This window comes from Bradyrhizobium sp. MI1.10, from assembly GCF_055811035.1.
Genome location: NZ_JBVVPN010000025.1, coordinates 22,718 through 41,551 on the forward strand (window position 1 = coordinate 22,718; position 18,834 = coordinate 41,551).

Consider the following 18,834-nt stretch of genomic DNA (forward strand, 5'->3'; position numbering starts at 1 on the left):
CCTTCGGCCCCCCGCCCACCACAAACCCTTTATTTTCCCGGGCCGCCCGGGGGCTTGGCTCCGGGGCGCCCCAAATGACGATGCTGATGCAGGCTTGCGCCGCCCGTCGCACGTGGGCAGCCTAATCCCCCGCCTTCAGCCTGTACCCAATCCCCGTCTCCGTCAGCACATATTGCGGCCGTTCCGGATCGGCCTCGATCTTCTGCCGGAGCTGGCGGACATAGACGCGCAGATATTGCGCGTCGGTCAACTCGTCCCAGAGCTCCCTCAGCAGGAAGCGGTGAGTGAGCACCTTGCCGGCGTGCTGCACCAACACACGCAGGAGGTCATATTCCTTCGGCGACAGTTTGACGTCGCGCTCGCCGACCTTCACGATCCGGCGCACCAGATCGACCGAGAGATCGCCGGCACGAAACACCGGGCGTTCGCCCTGGATCTGAAGCTGGTGCCGCAGCGCCGCGCGCAGGCGCGCCAGCAGCTCGTCCATGCCGAACGGCTTTGTCAGGTAATCGTCGGCCCCGAGATCGAGCGCCTCCACCTTGCCGGCCTCGTCGCCACGGCTCGACAACACCACGATCGGCACCGCGTCATTGCGGGCGCGGATGGTGCGCAGCAGCTCATGGCCCTGGATGTCGGGAAGGCCGAGATCGAGGATGATCAGCGCGGGGCCCTCGCTGAGCTTCTCCAGCGCGGTCTTGCCGTTCGACGCCTCCAGTATCTCATAGCCTTGCGTCGAGAGCCCCATCCGCAGCAATTTGCGGATCGGCGGCTCGTCGTCGATGACCAGCACCTTGATCGGGGCTGCGCTCATGCGGCGGTATCCAATGCGTGGGTCGGGGCCGGAATGGGCAGGCGGATGGTCAGAACCGCGCCGCTCCGGTCGCTGCGATTCGCGGCCGAGATCGTGCCATGCATCGCCTCGACGAAGCCGCGGGAGATGGCGAGCCCGAGCCCGGTGCCGGGACGGACATGGTCGCCCTTCTGCGCGCGATAAAACTTGTCGAACACGCTCTCGAGCTCCTCCGACGGAATGCCGTCGCCCTCGTCGACAATCTGGAGCACCACATGATCGCTGTCGCGCCGGCTGCGGATCGAGACCACCGCGTGGGGCTGCGAATATTTGGCGGCGTTGTCGAGCAGGTTGAACAGCACCTGCTCGAACAGCACCGCATCGAGCTGGAGCATAGGCAGGTCTGCGGCCAACTCCAGCTCCACCTTGTGGGCGGTGAGGATCTTGGCTGCCCGCCGGAGCGCGCTGCCGACGATCTCTCCGAGATCGTGCAACGCAGTGTTGGGCACGATGGCCCCGGATTCGAGCTTGGTCATGTCGAGCAGATTGGCGATGAAGCGGTTGAGCCGTTCGGATTCGTCGATGACCGTCGCGAGCAGGTCGCGCTTCTCGGTGTCGGAGAGCGCGCTGGCGAGATCGCGCATGGTCGAGGCTGCACCCAGCACGGATGCGAGCGGCGTCTTCAGGTCGTGTGAAATCGACGTCAACAATGCGGAACGCAGCCGCTCGGATTCGACGGAGCGCTTGACGCGATCGACGTCCTCGACCAGCAGCACGCGCTCGATCGCCAGCGCGCCCTGGTCGACCAGCGCATCGAGCAGCCGGCGCTGGTCCGGCGTCAGCAAGGGACCGGTGCGGTCGTCGTCGATGCCGATGACCCCGATCGGGCCGCGCCCGGTGCGCATCGGCAGGAACAGCCGTTTTGCACCCGGCAGCGTGTCCGAGCCGCGGCCTGCAGGGCGGTCGTTGCTCCAGGCCCAGTTGGCGGCGGCAAGGTCGGCCTGATCGAGATCGTCTTCGGGGGGATAGCCCGACTTCACCGTGAGCAGGCCGTCCTCCGGCAACAGCAGCACCACGCGGACTTTCAGCATCAGCGCGATCTGGTAGGCGGTCGCCCACAGCACGTCGTCGAGCGTGCCGGTACCGGCGAGCTTGCGGCTGAATGCATAGAGTTGCTCGGTGGTCCGGATGCGACCGATCGCAGCATCGGCCTGGGTGCGGACCCGCCCCGCGACGTTCGACACCACGAACGCAATCAGCATGAAGAAAAAGAACGCCGCGACATTGGTCGGATCGGTGATGGTGAAGGTATAGACCGGCGGCAGAAAGAAGAAATTGTAGGCGAGTGATGCCGCGACACTCGCAAGTAACGACGGCCACAATCCGTAGCGCACGGCAACGGTCACCACGGCGGTCAGGAACATCAGGTCGACGTTCTCAATGCCGAAATACGGCTTGATGGCCACGGCAGCAGCGAGGCCAAGTGCGGTGATCCCGAGAGCCTTCAGATAGGGCCGCGCATCGAACGGCTCCGATCGCGTTGCAGTCTGCACCGCCGTCTTTGGCGCCGGCTCGCTCGTGAGCTCATCGCCAGGGATGACATGCACGCTGATGTTCCCGGCGCGGCGCACCAGATCGTGCACGACGGAGCCGCGCGTCATCTCGAACCAGAGCGAGCGCGTCGACTTGCCGATCACGATTTGGGTGACGTTGTTGCCCTGCGCGAAGTTGACGACGTCGTCGGCGAGGCGGCGGCCGACGCCCGGAATCGTCAGCGCCTCACCGCCAAGCGATTCCGCGAGCCGCAGCGTATCGGCCAGTCGGTCGCGCTGCTCGTCGGAGAGCTGGAGCGAGCGCCGCGTCTCGATCGAGACCGCGATGAACGGCGCGTGCAGCCGGTCGGCCAGCCGCTTGGTGTAGCGCACAAGGCTGGCCGCACGCGGATCTTCGCTGACGCAGACGAGGATGCGCTCGCCTGCGGCCCAGGGACCCGCGATCGCATTCGCCTGCATGTGGGTGAGCAGCTGCTCGTCGACCCGCTCGGCCGTGCGCCGCAGCGCGAGTTCGCGCAGCGCGGTCAGGTTGCCCGGCGAGAAATAATGCTCCAGCGCCCGCTCGGCCTGCCTGGAGACATAGACCTTGCCCTCTTTCAGCCGCTGGATCAGGTCGTCCGGCGTGAGATCGATCAGTTCGATGGCGTCTGCGCGGTCGAACACCGAATCCGGCACGGTCTCCCGCACCCGCACATGGGTGATCTGCGCAACGACGTCGTTCAGGCTCTCGATGTGCTGAATATTGACGGCGGTGTAGACGTCGATGCCATGGGACAGCAGTTCTTGGACATCGAGATAGCGTTTTGGATGGCGGCTGCCGGCGGCATTGGTGTGGGCGAGCTCGTCGACCAGCGCGATTTTCGGCCGGCGCGCGATCACGGCGTCGAGGTCCATTTCCTCGACAGTCTGGCCGCGATAATCGAGCTTCTTGCGCGGGATCACTTCCAGCCCGCGCACCAGCGCCTCAGTCTCGGCCCGGCCATGGGTCTCGACGAAGCCGACCACGACGTCGATGCCTGACTTGCGCCTGGCGTGGGCGCTTTGCAGCATCTCGTAGGTCTTGCCGACGCCGGGAGCGGCGCCGACGAAGATCTTCAGCTTGCCGCTCACGCCCTCCTCCCGGCGCGCGGCTTCCAGCAGCGCCTCGGGCGAAGGACGTTGTTCGGGATCGCGGCGCTCTCGGACCATCAGGTCAATATAATCATCCGCGCGGACCTAGCCTAGACTACTTCGTGGCACGATCGAGCGCGAGATTGAGAGCCAGCACGTTGACCCGGGGCTCGCCGATCAGGCCGAGCAGGCGGCCCTGGATGTTGGAAGCCACCATTTGCTTGACCTGATCCTCCGGCACGTTTCGCGCCTTCGCTACGCGCGGCACCTGGAATTCCGCCGCTTCCGGCGAGATATCCGGATCAAGGCCGCTGGCCGAGGTCGTCACGAGGTCGACCGGCACGGCGACATTGGGGTTCTCGCCCTTGAGCTTGTCCACATCTTCCTTCAGCCGGTCGGCCAGCGCCTTGCTGGTGGGAGCGAGATTGGAGCCACCCGAATTGGCGGCGTTGTAGGGCGCCGGTACCGTCTTGGTCGAATCGTTCGGGTCCGACGCCACTGTCGCCGAGAGGCGACCGTGGAAATATTTGTCGTCCTTGAACTCCTGCCCGATCAGGGCGGAGCCGACCACCTTGCCGTCCTTCTCGATCAGGCTGCCCTGCGCCTGCGCGGGGAAGATCGCGCCGGCAATAGCGGTCATCGCGAGCGGATAGGCAAGTCCGGTGATGGCGGTAAGCACCAGCAGCAGGACGATGGCGGGGCGGATTTCTCTGAGCATGTGTTTCTCCTATTTCTCCGTCATTGCGAGCGAAGCGAAGCAATCCAGTATCTTTCCGCAGAGGCAGTCTGGATTGCTTCGTCGCTTCGCTCCTCGCAATGACGGGTTAAGCCAGGTGCAAGGCAACGACCAAGAGATCGATCGCCTTGATGCCGATGAAGGGAATGACGATGCCGCCGAGGCCGTAGATCAGCAGGTTGCGCCGGAGCAATGCGCCCGCCCCGACCGCGCGATAAGCGACGCCCTTGAGCGCCAGCGGGATCAACGCGATGATAACAAGCGCGTTGAAGATGATCGCCGACAGGATGGCGCTCTGCGGGCTCGACAGGTTCATGACGTTGAGCACGTTGAGCTGGGGGTAGAACGCCAGGAACATCGCCGGGATGATCGCGAAATATTTCGCGACGTCGTTGGCGATCGAGAAGGTGGTCAGCGCGCCGCGCGTCATCAGCAGCTGCTTGCCGATCTCGACCACCTCGATCAGCTTGGTCGGATTGGAATCGAGGTCGACCATGTTGCCGGCCTCGCGGGCCGCCTGGGTGCCGGTGTTCATGGCGACGCCGACGTCTGCTTGCGCGAGCGCCGGCGCATCGTTGGTGCCATCGCCGCACATCGCTACCAGCTTGCCCTTGGCCTGCTCGTCGCGGATCAGCTTGAGCTTGTCCTCGGGAGTTGCCTGCGCCAGGAAGTCGTCGACGCCGGCTTCCGCTGCAATCGCGGCGGCCGTCATGGGATTGTCGCCGGTAATCATGACGGTGCGGATGCCCATGCGCCGCAGCTCGGCAAAGCGCTCGCGGATGCCGCCCTTGACGATGTCCTTGAGCTGGATGACGCCGAGCAGCCTACCGTCCCTGGCGACCGCCAGCGGCGTGCCGCCGGCCTTCGAAATGTCGTCGGCAATGGTCTGGATCTCGCGACCGATGTCCGAGAGCCCGGCGGGCTGGATGGAACGAGCCGTGTTGCCTGAGGCGACCACCAGCGGTGCACCACCACCGACATAGTTGAGGATGGCATCGACCGCGCCCTTGCGCACTGACGAGCCGCCGGCGTCGACGCCGCTCATGCGGGTCTGCGCCGTGAACGGGATGAAGGTGGCTCCCAACTCGGCCATGTCGCGGCCACGGATGCCGTATTTCTCCTTGGCCAGCACCACGATCGAACGGCCCTCCGGGGTCTCGTCGGCAAGCGAGGCGAGCTGGGCCGCGTCCGCGAGCTCCTGCTCGGTGACGCCGCGCACCGGGCGGAAGGAGGTCGCCTGGCGGTTGCCGAGTGTAATCGTTCCGGTCTTGTCGAGCAGCAGCGTGTCGACGTCTCCGGCGGCCTCGACGGCGCGGCCGGACATCGCCAGCACGTTGAAGCGGACCAGGCGGTCCATGCCGGCGATGCCGATTGCCGACAGCAGCGCGCCGATCGTGGTCGGGATCAGCGTCACGAACAGCGCGACCAGCACAACCACCGAGATCGAGCCGCCGGCATACGCCGCGTAGCTCGGGATGGTGACGGTTGCGAACACGAAGATGATGGTGAGGCCGGCCAGCAGGATGTTGAGCGCGATCTCGTTCGGGGTCTTTGCTCGTTCAGCGCCCTCGACCAGCTTGATCATGCGGTCGATGAAGGTCGAACCTTGCGCTGCCGTGATCCGCACGCGAATCCAGTCGGACAGCACCTGGGTGCCGCCGGTCACCGCCGAACGGTCGCCGCCGGATTCGCGGATCACGGGTGCGGACTCGCCGGTGATGGCGGCTTCGTTGACGGAAGCAACGCCCTCGATCACCTCGCCATCGGAGGGGATGGTATCGCCGGCCTCGACCAGCACGATGTCACCAACCTTGAGGCTGGTCCCCGGCACGAGATTGAAGGCCAGGCCGGCGCCGGTCAGCAGCTTGGCCTGGCTCTCGGTGCGGGTCTTGCGCAGCGATTCCGCCTGCGCCTTGCCACGGCCTTCGGCCACCGCTTCGGCGAAGTTGGCGAACAGCACCGTGAACCAGAGCCAGACGATGATCTGGAAGGTAAAGCCGAGATTCCCACCGCCCGTGACGAGATCGCGCAGGAAGATCACAGTGGTGAGCGCGGCCACGATCTCGACCACGAACATCACGGGATTCTTGATCATCAAGCGCGGATCGAGCTTGGCGAAGGACGCGCGGATCGCAGGCACGACGATCTTGGGATCGAGCATCGCCGAGACGGACGCGCGTTTTTGCAGTTTCATGGTATCCATGGAGGTCACTCCGAACAGTCAGAAGGCGGTCGATCAGAACACTCGCTGGTCAGAACACTTGGCCGGCGTTCATCGCGAGATGCTCGACGATGGGACCGAGAGCGAGGGCCGGGAAGAAGGTCAGGCCGCCGATGATCAGAATCACGCCGACAACGAGGCCGACGAACAGCCCGCCCGTGGTCGGGAGGGTGCCCGCGGACGGCGGGATCGATTTCTTGGCGGCCAGCGAACCCGCAATCGCCATCGCCGGGATGATCATGAAGAAGCGGCCGACGAACATCGCGCTTGCCAGCGTGAGGTTGTAGAAGAAAGTGTTGCCGGTGAGGCCTGCGAAGGCCGAGCCGTTGTTGCCGGTCGCCGAGGTGAAGGCGTAGAGCACCTCGGTGAAGCCGTGCGGCCCGGCATTCGCCATTGAGGCGACCGCCGCCGGATAGACCACGCCGACCGCGGTCCAGCCGAGGATCATCAGCGGCAGCACCAGGATCGCGAGCATCGCCATCTTGACCTCGCGCGCCTCGATCTTCTTGCCGACATATTCCGGCGTGCGGCCGACCATCAGGCCCGCCACGAAGATCGCGAGGATGACGAACAGCAGCATGCCGTACATGCCGGCGCCGACGCCGCCGACAATGACTTCGCCGAGCTCGATGTTGATCAGCGGAATCATGCCGCCGAGTGCGGTGAAGCTGTCATGCATGGCGTTGACCGCGCCGCAGGAGGCGGCCGTCGTGATCACGGCGAACAGCGAGGACGCGACGATGCCGAAGCGGACCTCCTTGCCCTCCATATTGCCGCCGGTCAGCCCGAGCACGTGCATGGTCGAAGTGCCGCTGGCTTCCGCCCAATAGGTGACGGCGACCCCAGCGACGAACAGCACGCCCATCACGGACAGGATTGCCCAGCCCTGGCGCTGGTTGCCGACCATGCGGCCGAACACGTTGGTCAGCGCCGCGCCGAGCGCGAAGATCGACAGCATTTGCACGAAGTTCGACAGCGCGGTCGGGTTCTCGAAGGGGTGCGCGGCGTTGGCATTGAAGAAGCCGCCGCCATTGGTGCCGAGCATCTTGATCGCGACCTGCGAGGCGACCGGGCCGACCGCAATGGTCTGCTTGGCGCCTTCGAGCGTTGTCGCATCGACATAATCGCCAAGCGTCTGCGGTATGCCCTGCCAAACCAGAAACAGCGTGTAGACGATGCAGATCGGCAGCAGGACGTACAATGTGCAGCGGGTGACATCGACCCAGAAATTCCCGACGGTGCGTGCCGACGCACGCGAGAAGCCACGGATCAGCGCCACCGCCAGCGCGATGCCGGTCGCCGCCGACAAGAAATTCTGGTGCGTCAGGCCGAGCATCTGCACGAGATAGGACAGCGTGCTCTCGCCGCCGTAGTTCTGCCAGTTGGTGTTGGTGATAAAGGAGATCGCGGTGTTGAAGGAGAGATCCTCGGCGACCGCGGCCTGGCCTGCTGGATTGAAGGGCAGGATCGCCTGCAAACGCATCACGCCGTAGATGATGAGGAAGCCACCGACATGGAACAGCAGCATGGCGACCGTATAGGTCAGCCAATGCTGCTCGCGCTTCTCGTCGACGCCGGAGAACCAGTAGATGCCGGCCTCGATCGGACGCAGCACCGGCGACAGGAAGGTCCGCTCGCCGTTGAACACGCTCGTCATGTACCAGCCGAGCGGCTTTACGAGCGCGACGATAATGACGCAAAAGAGAATGATCTGGAGCCAACCGATCATAGTCATGGAATCAACCCTTCAGGCTTCGTGAGCACGGTCAGAATCGCTCGGGCCGCAGCAGCGCGTAAGTGAGGTAGAACAGGAGGCCGAGCGAGACGACGCCAGCGAGCGAATAATCGAAGATCATGGTCCGCTCCCTCAAAGCCGTTCGCAGGCGTAGGTGTAACCGATCGCGAGCGCGAAGAAGGCGAAGCCGAGCGCCAGCATCAGAATGTCCATCATGGAGATACTCCTCGTTGCGCCCTTGATTTCGGCGCAACCGTTTCTCGGGAGACCCGGTCGGCGCGTGAAAGGAAATGCCGGTGCATTCCACGGCGCCTACCGGGACTTTTGACCGGGCTGAAGTGCCATCGCGGTCATAGGTTTTCGAGACGAAGGCCGTGGCGAAGTTATAGGAATCTCATAAAGGGCCGGGGCTGACGGCGTGGTCGGACAACGCTCGCGAGGCACATCACATCGTCGTCCCGGCGAAGAATGGCGCGCCACCGCCCCATCCCACACTTATGAAATCCCTATATCTCCCGCCCCGTCCCCATCTCGTTTTCAAATGCCCTTTTCGCCATCTTGGAGAGGCCGGCCGACTGACCGACGCCAATTCCAGGAGGCCTGACATGACCGCCGCACGCCGACACCACGAACTGCCGTCACTCAGCGACCGCTTGCGCAACACGCAGGCGATGACGCGGCCGTTGATGCTCGACATCATCGCGCACGTCTGCCGCCGCTTCCCTTCGCTTGGACCAAGCGAACGCACCGCACGCATCATGCGCCTGATCGATGTCGAGGCCTGGGCCGATGCCACGCTGGCGCTGGTAGAGCTGGAGCTGCCGCTATGGCAGGTCCGCCGCATCGCCTATGACGAGGGCGAATGGCACTGTGCGCTCTCGCGCGAACGTGAGTTGCCGGACTGGCTCGACGCCGCGGTCGAGGCCAGCCACGTCGATCTTTCGCTGGCGCTGCTGTCGGCTTTCATCGAGGTCGAGGCATTGGCCCTGGAAGTTTCGCGTCCGAGCGTTCCCACTGTTCGTCCCGCGTCTGACCCGCTCTATGAGCCGGTCGGCTGCGAAAATTTCGGCTAGTCCGCCGCTTGTCATCACAGTCGTGGCGCGCAGCCTCGGAGCATAAGCCCTCAGGCGCATCGACCGCGAATTGACCATGGCTGCCTACGGGGCGAGCAACCGGCTCCGTGGCCAAGAGGCACGCTAAAAGGCGTGGCCAAAAACACTCGGCCGATCTGGCGCAGTTTCACGGAACCGTGTAGATCGGTTTCATGAGCATCAGCAACGTCAACGTGGTCGCCCATCCCCTGGTCCAGCACAAGCTCTCCCTGATGCGGGAGAAGGACCGCTCGACCAAGAGCTTTCGCGAGATCCTGAACGAGATCGGGATGCTGCTCGGCTACGAGGTGACGCGCGACCTGCCGCTGGAGCTGGTCGATATCGAGACGCCGATTTCGCCAATGCGGGCGCCCAAGATCGCCGGCAAGAAGCTCACGCTGGCGCCGATCCTGCGCGCCGGCGTCGGCTTCCTCGACGGCATGCTGGCGTTGATGCCCTCGGCGCGCATCGCCCATATCGGGCTCTACCGCGATCCCGAGACGTTGCAGGCCGTGGAATATTACTTCAAGGCGCCGCAGGACCTGTCGGACCGCACCGTGATCCTGATGGATCCCATGCTGGCGACCGGTAACTCGGCCTGCGCCGGCGCCTCGCTGCTGAAGGCGCGCGGCGCCCGCGACATCCGCTTCGTCTGCCTTCTGGCCGCGCCTGAAGGCATCGCGCAGTTCCAGAGTGAGCATCCCGACGTGCCGGTCTGGACCGCCGCGATCGACGAGCGGCTCAACGACCACGGCTACATCGTGCCGGGGCTGGGCGACGCCGGCGACCGGATGTTCGGCACCAAGTAGACAGGTTCGCGCGATCGGGTTAGTCCGGTTGCCATGAGCGCTAACGAATTTTCGCTGCAATCGCTGATCCGGACCGAAGCCGCCGCCGACCCGGCCTTCGTGTTCGACGGCACGCCGGTCTCGCGCGCGGAATTCTCGGAAAAGATCGAGCAGACCGCCGCCTGGCTTGCCGCGCGCGGTATCGGCAAGGGCGATGTCGTCGCGGTCTGGCTGGTCAACCGGATCGAATGGATCCCGCTGCTGTTCGCGGCCGCCCGGCTTGGGGCAATCGTCGCCGCCGTCAATACGCGCTACCGCAGCGCGGAGGTCGCGCATCTCCTGAAGCTGTCCGGCGCCCGTCTGATGGTGATCGAAGCCGCGTTCCGCTCGATCGACTTTGTCGCTATTCTCGCCGACATTGCGAAGGACGAGGTGCCTGCGCTGCGAGAGATCGCGGTGGTCGGCGCGGATGAGATTCCCGCCCAATGGCCCTGCGTGCGCCTCGATGCCTTCGAGAAGCGCTATCCGCCTGCCCCGCCTGCTCAGGATGATTTCGATCTGCCGGTTCTGCTCTACACGACATCGGGCACCACCAAGGGACCGAAGCTTGTCGCGCATTCGCAGCGAACGTTGGCCACGCACGCCGCCTCCGTTGCCAAGGCGCTCAAACTCTCGCCACAGCGCCATGCGCTGCTGGCCATGCTGCCGTTCTGCGGCACATTTGGCATGACGAGCCTGCTCGGCTTCGTCGCAGCGGGCGCGACCGTCCATGTGCTCGACGCCTTCGAGGCCGCGCCGGCGCTGAAGCTTCTCCGCCAGTGCGGGATCACGCATGCCTTTGGCTCGGACGAGATGTTCCGCCGCATCCTCGCCCTCACCGAGGCGCCGCATCCGTTTCCGCATCTCGAACTCTGCGGCTTTGCCGCGTTCCAGCCCGGCTGGCGCGAGCTCGCTGCCGAGGCCGAGGCGCGCGGCATGCCGTTGCACGGCCTCTACGGTTCGAGCGAGGTGCAGGCGCTGTTCTCGATCGCACGCTCGAGTGACGCCTTCACAGATCGCATCGAGGGCGGCGGCTGGCCGATGTCGCCGGAGGCCAAGGTCCGTGTGCGCGACACCGAGACCGGCGAGCTCGCGGCTTCAGGTCTCTCAGGCGAGATCGAGATCAACGCGCCGTCGCGCTTCCTGGGCTACTACAACAATCCCGACGCGACGCGCGACGCCATCACCGCGGATGGCTTCTTCCGCACCGGCGATATCGGCCGGCTGCGCGGCGACGGCTCCTTCGTCTACGAAACCCGCGCGGGCGATGCCATGCGGCTCGGCGGCTTCCTGGTCGCGCCCGGCGAGATCGAAGACGAACTCAAATCGTGCGCTGGTGTGGCCGACGCCCAGGTCGTCGCGGTCGATCTGAAGGGAAACGCCCGCTGCGTTGCCTTCGTGATCCCCGCCCGGGAACCCCACCACGAGCCGCCGCAGCAGGACGCGTTGATCGCGCGTCTGCGCGAGCGGCTGGCCGGCTACAAGGTCCCGGCGCGGATCTATGTCGTGGAAGCTTTCCCCGTCACCGACAGTGCCAACGGCGTCAAGATCCAGCGCGCCCGGCTTCGAGCCGTGGCGATGGAGCGGATCGCTGCCGAATAACGTCTATGGGCTTCGCTTGGAGGCGACCATCGCAGCGCCCCACAATGGTGCGCGCTCAAGCCTAGTATGACTTGGCCAGCCCCAGCACCTTTTCCGCAATGAAGCTGAGCGCAAGCTGCGGACTGACCGGCGCGATGCGCGGGATCAGCACCTCGCGCAAATAGCGCTCGACGTGGAACTCCTTGGCATAGCCGAAGCCGCCATGGGTCATCACCGCCTGCTCGCAGGCATGATATCCGGCCTCACCCGCAATGTATTTCGCGGCATTGGCGGCGCCGCCGCAAGGCATGCCCTTGTCGTATTGCCAGGCCGCCGACATCACCATCAGCCAGGCCGCCTCGAGCTCCACCCAGTTGACGGCCAGCGGATGCTGAATGCCCTGGTTCTTGCCGATGGGCCGGTTGAACACCACGCGGGTCTTGGCGTATTCGGTCGCGCGCGACAGTGCGAGCTTGCCGAGACCGACGGCTTCCGCTGCGATCAGAATGCGCTCCGGGTTCATGCCCTCGAGGATATACTGGAAGCCTTTGCCTTCTTCGCCGATGCGGTCTTCCATGGGGATCTCGAAATCCTCGAAGAACAGCTCGTTGGAATCGACGACCTTGCGGCCCATCTTCTCGATCTCGTGGACCTTGATCCTGTTGCGATCGAAGTCCGTATAGAACAGGCTCAACCCATGCGTCGGCGAGCGCACCTCCTCCAACGGCGTGGTGCGCGCCAGCAGCAGGATCTTGTGCGCGACCTGCGCGGTCGAGATCCACACCTTCTGGCCGTTGACGATGTAGCGGTCGTTCTTGGCCACCGCGCGGGTCTTGAGCTGGGTGGTGTTGAGGCCGGTGTTGGGCTCGGTCACGGCAAAGCACGCCTTCTCGCGGCCCTCGACCATTGGCGGCAGCATGCGCTTGCGCTGCTCTTCGGTGCCGAACACGACCACGGGATTGAGGCCGAACACGTTGATGTGCACCGCGGATGCGCCGGACATGCCGGCGCCGGATTCCGCGATGGCGCGCATCATGATCGCGGCCTCGGTGATGCCGAGGCCGGAGCCGCCGTAGGCCTCCGGCACGCAGATGCCGAGCCAGCCCGCGTCGGCGAGCGCCTTATGGAAGTCGTGCGGAAAACCGCCGTCGTGGTCCTTCTTCAGCCAATAGGCGTCGGGAAAGTCTTCGCAGATCTTCGCGATAGCGTCGCGAATGGCCTCCTGCTGATCCGTGAGCGCGAAATCCATGATGGTCTCCTTGCTGGGAGCCGCGCCCGCGCAATCTCCCGCCTCTTCGCGTTTCCCATGCGAGGGCCGTGGCCGATGACCGTACCCGGACGTGCCCTCGCTTGCGTTCTTTAGCTTGAAAAACCGGGTACAGATACGTGAATTTGCCTGCCAACTGTGTGTACCATGCATGGGATCATGCGGCGCGACCGTGCGGGCGCGCCGTTATTTCGCAGGGAGGAAGACCGCAATGGCGGGACTTTATTTCGAAGACTTTTCCGTGGGCCAGGAGTTCAGGCATCCCCTGACCCGGACCGTCACGGAGATGGACAACACCATGTTCAGTCTGCTGACGCTCAACCCGCAGCCGCTGCACATCGACGCGCATTTTTCGGCCCAGACCGAGTTCGGCCAGCGCATTTTCAACAGCCTTTACACCCTCGGCATCATGATCGGCATGACGGTCTATGATACGACCATGGGAACCACCATTGCCAACCTGGGCATGACCGACGTCACTTTTCCGAAACCGGTCTTCCATGGCGACACTTTGCGGGCGACGACGAAGGTGCTTTCGTTGCGGGAATCCAAATCGCGCCCCAAGGCGGGCATCGTCGAGTTCGAGCACCACGCTCTCAACCAGAACGACGAAATCGTCGGCAAATGCCGCCGCATGGCGATGATGCACAAGAGGCCGGTCTGATGCGTTCGATGCTGTTCGTGCCGGGCGACTCCCCGCGCAAATTCGAGAAGGCCAGCGAAGGCAACGCCGACGCGCTGATCATCGACCTCGAGGATTCGGTCGTCACCGACAAGAAGCCGGAGGCGCGCGGGTTGACGTTGGCGATGCTGAAGGGCCGCAACAAACCCCATCAGCTCTATGTCCGCGTCAACGCGCTCGACACCGGCATGACGCTCGCCGACCTCGCCGCGGTGATTCCAGGCAAGCCCGACGGCATCGTGCTGCCGAAATCGCAGGGCGGCGACGACGTTCGGCAGGTCGCGACCTGGCTCGAAGCTTTGGAGGCTGCGGCTGGCATCGCCATCGGCGCAACGCGCATCGTCTGCGTCGCGACCGAAACCGCAGGATCGATCTTCGGGCTCGGCAGCTACAAGGGCTGCTCTCCTCGCCTCGCGGGCCTGATGTGGGGCGCGGAGGATCTCTCGGCCTCGCTCGGCGCTACTGAAAAGGCCTCAGGCGGCGTGTTCCACAGCCCCTATCGCTTGGCGCGCGATCTCTGCCTGATGGCGGCCGCCGCGGCCGAGGTCGCGCCGATCGACACCGTCTACACCGACATCGACAATCTGGCGGGGCTCGAACAAGAAACGCGCGCGGCGCGGCGTGACGGTTTTTCGGCGAAAGCGCTGATCCATCCCAAGCACGTCGACGTGGTCAACGCGGCGTTCGAGCCGACCGAGGCCGAGCGCAATTGGGCGGAGAAGGTGATCGCGGCGTTCGCGAACAATCCGAACTCCGGCACACTGCGCCTCGACGGACAGATGATCGACAAGCCGCATCTTCGTGCTGCGATGAAGATTCTCGGCCAGAGCTAGAGCAGGACGCCGCGCTGCGACAAGGGATCGAGGCCACTCTCAGCGTCGTCGTGACCGGGCTTGTCCCGGCCATTCACGGGCTTCCACACAACCGGCGCCCAAGAACGTGGATGCCCGGGACAAGCCCGGGCATGACGAAGCGAAAACGTCTCGCCCCTCAGGTTACGCAGTTGGGGAGAGCGGAAGCCCGCCGCTAGACGATCTTGATCGACATGTCCGGCAAGCCGTCGAGCTTGCACAAGAGCACGTCGCCCTTCATGACCGGGCCGACATTCTCGGGCGTGCCGGAATAGATGATGTCGCCGGCCTTGAGCTCGAATGCTTCCGACAGCTTTGCGATCTGCTCGGCCACGCTCCAGATCATCTTGCTGAGATCCGAGCTCTGCTTCACTGTGCCGTTGATCGCGAGCGAGATGGCACCCTTGTCGAAATGGCCGGTCTTGCTGGCCGGGTGGATCGGGCCGAGCACCGCGGCGTGGTCGAAGCTCTTGCCGATCTCCCAGGGCTTCTTCTCCGCGGCCATGCCGTTCTGGAGATCGCGCCGGGTCATGTCGAGGCCGAGCGCGTAACCATAGACGTGGTCGAGCGCCTTCTCGGCCGGGATGTTGCTGCCGCCGGATTTCAGCGCGGCGACCAGCTCGACCTCGTGGTGATAGTTCTTGGTCAGCGACGGATAGGGATGATCGGCGACCTCGCCGATCGCGACGTTCTGGATTGCGTCGGTCGGCTTCTGGAAGAAGAACGGCGGCTCGCGGTTCGGGTCCGAGCCGCGCTCGATCGCATGCGCCGCGTAGTTGCGCCCGATGCAGTAGATGCGTCGGACCTGGAACACCTGGGTTTCGCCGACGATCGGGATGGTGACCATCGGCACTGGAAAGATCGGCTTCGGCCCGGTCTGCGCCGCAGCCGGCGCAACTTCCGCGATCGAGACAGCACCTGCGGCCGCGGCAATTGCGAGCAGCTCTCGTCGCGTTGGTGAGATCTCTTTCATGTTTTGTGCTCCCTTTTTATGTTCGTTGGGCGCATCATGCGCGCCGACCCGCCTGATAATCAATATTCAGTATGCCACCAATGCTGCACCGGCACGTCCTCTGATCGACGAGAACAGGCCACCTGCAGCCGCGCCTTCCAAACCGGCTCCCTTTCGCCACTAGCATGGAACTTGCATAAATTCTGGGCGACATGGATGCCGCATGAACCTCATCAGCCTCGATATCCGCATGCTCCGGTCGCTGATCTCCGTGGTCGAGACCGGCAGCATTACCGAGACCGCGCGGCGGCTGGGCCGCACCCAGCCGGCGATCACCCTGCAATTGCAGCGGCTGGAGGAGCTCACCGGCAAGCAATTGTTCGAGCATGCCGGGCGCCGGCTGACGCTGAGCGAGGACGGCACCACGGTTCTCACCTACGCCAAATCCATCCTGCGGTTGCATGACGAATTGATTTCGCAACTGGCGTCGCAGGAGATCGAGGGTCAGGTCGTGCTCGGCACGCCCGACCTCTATGCGGCCTTCATGCTGCCGCAGATCCTCAGCGTGTTCCGAAAATCCTTCCCGCGCGTCCAGGTCGAGCTCAATTGCGCGCTCTCGACGCCGCTGGTGGGCCTGGTCAAGCGCGGCGATGTCGACATCGCGCTCGTCACCCGCATGAACGATTTTACGGGCGGCCAGGTAGTGCGACGCGAGCAACTGGTCTGGATGACCGGCGAGCAGTCCGCCGCGCACCAGGAGCGGCCCATTCCGCTGGCATTGCTGCCTCCGGGCAACATCTATCGCGACTACGCGATCGACACGCTGGAACGTGCGAATTTGCGCTGGCGCATCGCCTGCGTCAGCGAAAGCGTCGGCGGCCTTCAGGCGGCGGCCTTCGCCGGCATGGCCGTGACCGTACTCGGCCGCAGCGCGCTGGTCCCGGCGATGCGCGAGATCGGCCCGAACGAGGGCCTGCCGCCGCTGCCGAAGATCGAGCTGCTGCTCTACAAGTCGAGCGGCGCGACCTCGAAGGCGGCGACCGCGCTGCACGACTATCTCGCGCACTATCTGCGGCTCGACGAGGAGCTCAGCGGCCGCGGCGACCCGATCGAGCTGTCCTGAGCTTCATGCCTTCGCGCGCGCCGGCTTTTCGCGGAGCGCCAGTGACGGCCAGAACGCTGCCCAGGGCTGCGCCGCTTCGAACGCAGCGGCGATGCGGAAGATCGTGGGCTCGTCGAGCCAGGCAGCGACGATCTGCAAGCCGATCGGCATTCCCTCGCGATCGAAGCCGCAGGGCAGCGTCGCGGCCGGTAGGCCGGCGAGATTGATCGGCCAGGTGAAGGGCGACCAGCCGAGATGCGGATCGACCTTCCCGCCGTCGATCGTCTCGACGCCGAGACGGCCGGCCTCGAACGCAGTCACCGCGACGGTCGGCGTCACCAGCGCATCGACGCGCTCGAAAAGCTTCAGGAAGCCGCTGCGAGCCTGGCCGCGGCGATACCCCGCTTCGATATAGTCCGTGCCGCTGTAGCGCCGACCGGCACTGATGACGTCAAGATAATCTGCTTCGGAGCTGGCGAGATCGGCCGTGGTCTTGCTCGCGACAGCCGCCGCCTGTTCGGTAAAGGCGATCGGCTTCAGCGTGTGCTCGAGGATGCCGGGATCGAGGCCCGGACCATCCATGGTGACCTGCGCGCCGCAGGCATCGAGAATGGCCAACGCCTTGCCGAACGCCGCGCGCACATCGGGGCTGACGGCGGCGTAGCCGAGATCGACGCTGGCGCCGATACGAATGCCGTTCAACGGCGCCGCCTTCGTATCAAACCGCCGCGCCGCCACCGGCAGGCTCGCGGGATCGCGCAGATCGTAGCCGGCGATGATCTCCAGCGTCAGCGCGGCATCCGCGACCGTGCGCGTGATCGGCCCGGTATGCGCGAGCGAGCCCCAGGACGGTGGCGAGAAGCCGGGTGAACGCGGCACCAGGCCAAAGGTCGGCTTGAGGCCGAACACTCCGCAAAAAGACGAAGGCACGCGGATCGAGCCCACGCCGTCCGTTCCGATCGCGATCGGACCGCAGCCGGCGGCAACGCCCGCCGCCGCGCCGCCGCTCGATCCGCCACTGGTGCGACCGGGGTTCCAGGGATTGCGCGTGGTGCCGGTGACCGGGCTGTCCGCCGTCAACTTGTAACCGGACTCGCAGGTCGTGGTCTTGCAGGTGACGATTGCACCCGCCTCCTTCAGCGCCGAGACAACGGCCGCATCGGCATCGGGCACGAATGCCTTGTTCGTCGGCGAGCCGCCATAGGCCGGCACGCCTGCGACAAAGACCAGGTCCTTGATCGTCACAGGTATACCGGCGAGCGGCCCCTTGGCCTCGCCGGCACGCATCTCCCTGGTGAGACGATCGGCCTCCGCCCTCGCCTGCTCGTACATCGGCGTCACCACCGCGTTGCAGGCCTCGTTCGTCGCCTCCAGCGCGGCAATGGTGTCGTCGACGACATCGCGCGGAGTGAACGCCTTGCGCCGGTAGCCGGCCAGGATCTCGGTTGCGGAAAGCGAGCCAAGACCAGTCGGCGCCGGCGGGATGGCCGTTCGGCCGGAACCATCAGTCATCATCAACCCTAAAAGAGCTAGCTGAGCGCCGCGTCGACGGCGCGCTTGGCCATGACCGTGACGAGATGCGCACGGTAGTCGGCTTCGGCATGGATGTCCGAAGTGAGGCCCTCGGTGTCGATCTTGATCGCCGCGATCGCGGACGGATCGAAACTTCGAGACAGCGCTTCTTCCATCGGGGGAACGCGGAATACGCCGGAGCCCGCTCCGGTCACGGCCACGCGAACGCCATCGGCGAATTTCGCCACGAACACGCCGACCAGCGCATAGCGCGACGCCGGCGCCTTGAACTTGGCGTAGCCCGCCTTGAGCGGTACGGGAAAGCGGATCGCGGTGATGATCTCGCCAGGTTCGAGCGCGGTCTCGAACAGGCCGCGGAAGAACCCGTCGGCCGCGATCTCGCGCGTGCTGGTGACGACGGTCGCGCCAAGGCCCAGCACACCTGCCGGATAATCGGCCGCCGGATCGTTGTTCGCGACCGAACCGCCGATCGTGCCGCGGATGCGCACGGCGGGATCGCCGATCATCGACGCCAGCGCGGCGAGACCGGGAATCTTTCCCTGCACCAGCTTCGAGGCGGCCACCACCGCGTGTGGCGTCATCGCACCGATGGTGATGGTGGCGCCGCCGTCGGTGATGCCCTTCAGATTCCCGAGCTTCGACAGGTCGATCAAGGCAGGCGGGCTGGCCAGCCGCTGCTTCAGCGTCGGGATCAGCGTCATGCCGCCGGCGACGAGCTTGCTGTCCTCGATCGAGGTCAGCAGTTTGGCAGCGTCGGGAATCCGGTCCGGCTGGTGATAGGCAAACGGTTTCATGATTGTCCT

General features: G+C 65.0%; 16 protein-coding genes. 6 read left to right on the plus strand and 10 right to left on the minus strand.

Annotated elements, in window-relative coordinates; all coding sequences use genetic code 11:
- Window positions 1–121: 121 nt before the first annotated feature.
- The 6 genes from AC0L3K_RS24885 to AC0L3K_RS24910 form a co-directional block, all read right to left on the minus strand.
- The gene (locus tag AC0L3K_RS24885) at window positions 122–811 is read right to left on the minus strand and encodes a response regulator (protein WP_219681184.1); all 690 of its coding nucleotides are present in this window, start codon (window positions 809–811) and stop codon (window positions 122–124) included.
- Window positions 808–3,531: a DUF4118 domain-containing protein gene (locus AC0L3K_RS24890; protein WP_473367063.1), complete on the minus strand. Its 2,724-nt coding sequence runs from the start codon at window positions 3,529–3,531 to the stop codon at window positions 808–810. The genes AC0L3K_RS24885 and AC0L3K_RS24890 overlap by 4 nt, the downstream gene beginning before the upstream one ends.
- 37 nt (window positions 3,532–3,568) lie before the next feature.
- On the minus strand, window positions 3,569–4,171 hold the full coding sequence (locus AC0L3K_RS24895) for a K(+)-transporting ATPase subunit C (RefSeq protein ID WP_473367064.1): 603 nt from the start codon (window positions 4,169–4,171) through the stop codon (window positions 3,569–3,571).
- 106 nt (window positions 4,172–4,277) lie between these two features.
- Window positions 4,278–6,392: a potassium-transporting ATPase subunit KdpB gene (kdpB, locus tag AC0L3K_RS24900; protein ID WP_473367065.1), complete on the minus strand. Its 2,115-nt coding sequence runs from the start codon at window positions 6,390–6,392 to the stop codon at window positions 4,278–4,280.
- A 49-nt stretch (window positions 6,393–6,441) separates the two neighbouring features.
- A complete protein-coding gene (gene kdpA, locus AC0L3K_RS24905; protein ID WP_473254533.1) occupies window positions 6,442–8,145 on the minus strand; it encodes a potassium-transporting ATPase subunit KdpA in 1,704 nt (567 codons plus the stop codon).
- Between the two features lie 31 nt (window positions 8,146–8,176).
- Complete coding sequence (locus tag AC0L3K_RS24910) at window positions 8,177–8,266, minus strand: K(+)-transporting ATPase subunit F (protein WP_007595755.1); 90 nt, start codon at window positions 8,264–8,266, stop codon at window positions 8,177–8,179.
- A 484-nt stretch (window positions 8,267–8,750) separates the two neighbouring features.
- Between AC0L3K_RS24910 and AC0L3K_RS24915 the strand changes: the two genes are divergently transcribed.
- From AC0L3K_RS24915 to AC0L3K_RS24925, 3 genes are all read left to right on the plus strand, one after another.
- A complete protein-coding gene (locus AC0L3K_RS24915) occupies window positions 8,751–9,218 on the plus strand; it encodes a hypothetical protein (RefSeq protein ID WP_473367066.1) in 468 nt (155 codons plus the stop codon).
- A 191-nt stretch (window positions 9,219–9,409) separates the two neighbouring features.
- Window positions 9,410–10,045, plus strand: a complete 636-nt coding sequence (gene upp, locus AC0L3K_RS24920; RefSeq protein ID WP_354127265.1) for a uracil phosphoribosyltransferase — start codon at window positions 9,410–9,412, stop codon at window positions 10,043–10,045.
- A gap of 33 nt (window positions 10,046–10,078) precedes the next feature.
- The gene (locus tag AC0L3K_RS24925; protein WP_473367067.1) at window positions 10,079–11,665 is read left to right on the plus strand and encodes an AMP-binding protein; all 1,587 of its coding nucleotides are present in this window, start codon (window positions 10,079–10,081) and stop codon (window positions 11,663–11,665) included.
- 61 nt (window positions 11,666–11,726) lie between these two features.
- Here AC0L3K_RS24925 and AC0L3K_RS24930 read toward each other — a convergent pair whose 3' ends face one another.
- Entirely contained in the window at window positions 11,727–12,893 is a 1,167-nt protein-coding gene (locus AC0L3K_RS24930) for an acyl-CoA dehydrogenase family protein (protein ID WP_007595760.1), read from the minus strand.
- 229 nt (window positions 12,894–13,122) lie between these two features.
- On the opposite strand from AC0L3K_RS24930, the gene AC0L3K_RS24935 reads away from it, so the two are divergent.
- Window positions 13,123–13,575 carry a MaoC family dehydratase gene (locus tag AC0L3K_RS24935; protein ID WP_473367068.1) on the plus strand — a complete coding sequence of 151 codons (453 nt, stop codon included), beginning with the start codon at window positions 13,123–13,125 and terminating at the stop codon, window positions 13,573–13,575.
- Window positions 13,575–14,426 carry an HpcH/HpaI aldolase/citrate lyase family protein gene (locus AC0L3K_RS24940; protein ID WP_473367069.1) on the plus strand — a complete coding sequence of 284 codons (852 nt, stop codon included), beginning with the start codon at window positions 13,575–13,577 and terminating at the stop codon, window positions 14,424–14,426. Before AC0L3K_RS24935 ends, AC0L3K_RS24940 begins: the two co-directional genes overlap by 1 nt.
- 193 nt (window positions 14,427–14,619) lie before the next feature.
- Here AC0L3K_RS24940 and AC0L3K_RS24945 read toward each other — a convergent pair whose 3' ends face one another.
- Window positions 14,620–15,417 carry a fumarylacetoacetate hydrolase family protein gene (locus tag AC0L3K_RS24945; RefSeq protein WP_473367070.1) on the minus strand — a complete coding sequence of 266 codons (798 nt, stop codon included), beginning with the start codon at window positions 15,415–15,417 and terminating at the stop codon, window positions 14,620–14,622.
- A 202-nt stretch (window positions 15,418–15,619) separates the two neighbouring features.
- Between AC0L3K_RS24945 and AC0L3K_RS24950 the strand changes: the two genes are divergently transcribed.
- A complete protein-coding gene (locus AC0L3K_RS24950) occupies window positions 15,620–16,519 on the plus strand; it encodes a LysR substrate-binding domain-containing protein (protein ID WP_027519799.1) in 900 nt (299 codons plus the stop codon).
- Between the two features lie 3 nt (window positions 16,520–16,522).
- On the opposite strand, the gene AC0L3K_RS24955 is transcribed toward AC0L3K_RS24950, so the two are convergent.
- Together AC0L3K_RS24955 and AC0L3K_RS24960 are read right to left on the minus strand one after the other, a co-directional pair.
- Window positions 16,523–18,010 carry an amidase gene (locus tag AC0L3K_RS24955; protein WP_473367071.1) on the minus strand — a complete coding sequence of 496 codons (1,488 nt, stop codon included), beginning with the start codon at window positions 18,008–18,010 and terminating at the stop codon, window positions 16,523–16,525.
- A 17-nt stretch (window positions 18,011–18,027) separates the two neighbouring features.
- The gene (locus AC0L3K_RS24960) at window positions 18,028–18,825 is read right to left on the minus strand and encodes an FAD binding domain-containing protein (RefSeq protein WP_473367072.1); all 798 of its coding nucleotides are present in this window, start codon (window positions 18,823–18,825) and stop codon (window positions 18,028–18,030) included.
- Window positions 18,826–18,834: the final 9 nt, after the last annotated feature.

Excerpts from the sequence above, each read along its gene's own strand:
- AC0L3K_RS24885 (WP_219681184.1), bottom strand. The coding sequence starts at position 811 with ATGAGCGCAGCCCCGATCAAGGTGCTGGTCATCGACGACGAGCCGCCG.
- AC0L3K_RS24890 (WP_473367063.1), bottom strand. The coding sequence starts at position 3,531 with ATGGTCCGAGAGCGCCGCGATCCCGAACAACGTCCTTCGCCCGAGGCG.
- AC0L3K_RS24895 (WP_473367064.1), bottom strand. The coding sequence starts at position 4,171 with ATGCTCAGAGAAATCCGCCCCGCCATCGTCCTGCTGCTGGTGCTTACC.
- kdpB (WP_473367065.1), bottom strand. The coding sequence starts at position 6,392 with ATGGATACCATGAAACTGCAAAAACGCGCGTCCGTCTCGGCGATGCTC.
- kdpA (WP_473254533.1), bottom strand. The coding sequence starts at position 8,145 with ATGACTATGATCGGTTGGCTCCAGATCATTCTCTTTTGCGTCATTATC.
- AC0L3K_RS24910 (WP_007595755.1), bottom strand. The coding sequence starts at position 8,266 with ATGATCTTCGATTATTCGCTCGCTGGCGTCGTCTCGCTCGGCCTCCTG.
- AC0L3K_RS24915 (WP_473367066.1), top strand. The coding sequence starts at position 8,751 with ATGACCGCCGCACGCCGACACCACGAACTGCCGTCACTCAGCGACCGC.
- upp (WP_354127265.1), top strand. The coding sequence starts at position 9,410 with ATGAGCATCAGCAACGTCAACGTGGTCGCCCATCCCCTGGTCCAGCAC.
- AC0L3K_RS24925 (WP_473367067.1), top strand. The coding sequence starts at position 10,079 with ATGAGCGCTAACGAATTTTCGCTGCAATCGCTGATCCGGACCGAAGCC.
- AC0L3K_RS24930 (WP_007595760.1), bottom strand. The coding sequence starts at position 12,893 with ATGGATTTCGCGCTCACGGATCAGCAGGAGGCCATTCGCGACGCTATC.
- AC0L3K_RS24935 (WP_473367068.1), top strand. The coding sequence starts at position 13,123 with ATGGCGGGACTTTATTTCGAAGACTTTTCCGTGGGCCAGGAGTTCAGG.
- AC0L3K_RS24940 (WP_473367069.1), top strand. The coding sequence starts at position 13,575 with ATGCGTTCGATGCTGTTCGTGCCGGGCGACTCCCCGCGCAAATTCGAG.
- AC0L3K_RS24945 (WP_473367070.1), bottom strand. The coding sequence starts at position 15,417 with ATGAAAGAGATCTCACCAACGCGACGAGAGCTGCTCGCAATTGCCGCG.
- AC0L3K_RS24950 (WP_027519799.1), top strand. The coding sequence starts at position 15,620 with ATGAACCTCATCAGCCTCGATATCCGCATGCTCCGGTCGCTGATCTCC.
- AC0L3K_RS24955 (WP_473367071.1), bottom strand. The coding sequence starts at position 18,010 with ATGACTGATGGTTCCGGCCGAACGGCCATCCCGCCGGCGCCGACTGGT.
- AC0L3K_RS24960 (WP_473367072.1), bottom strand. The coding sequence starts at position 18,825 with ATGAAACCGTTTGCCTATCACCAGCCGGACCGGATTCCCGACGCTGCC.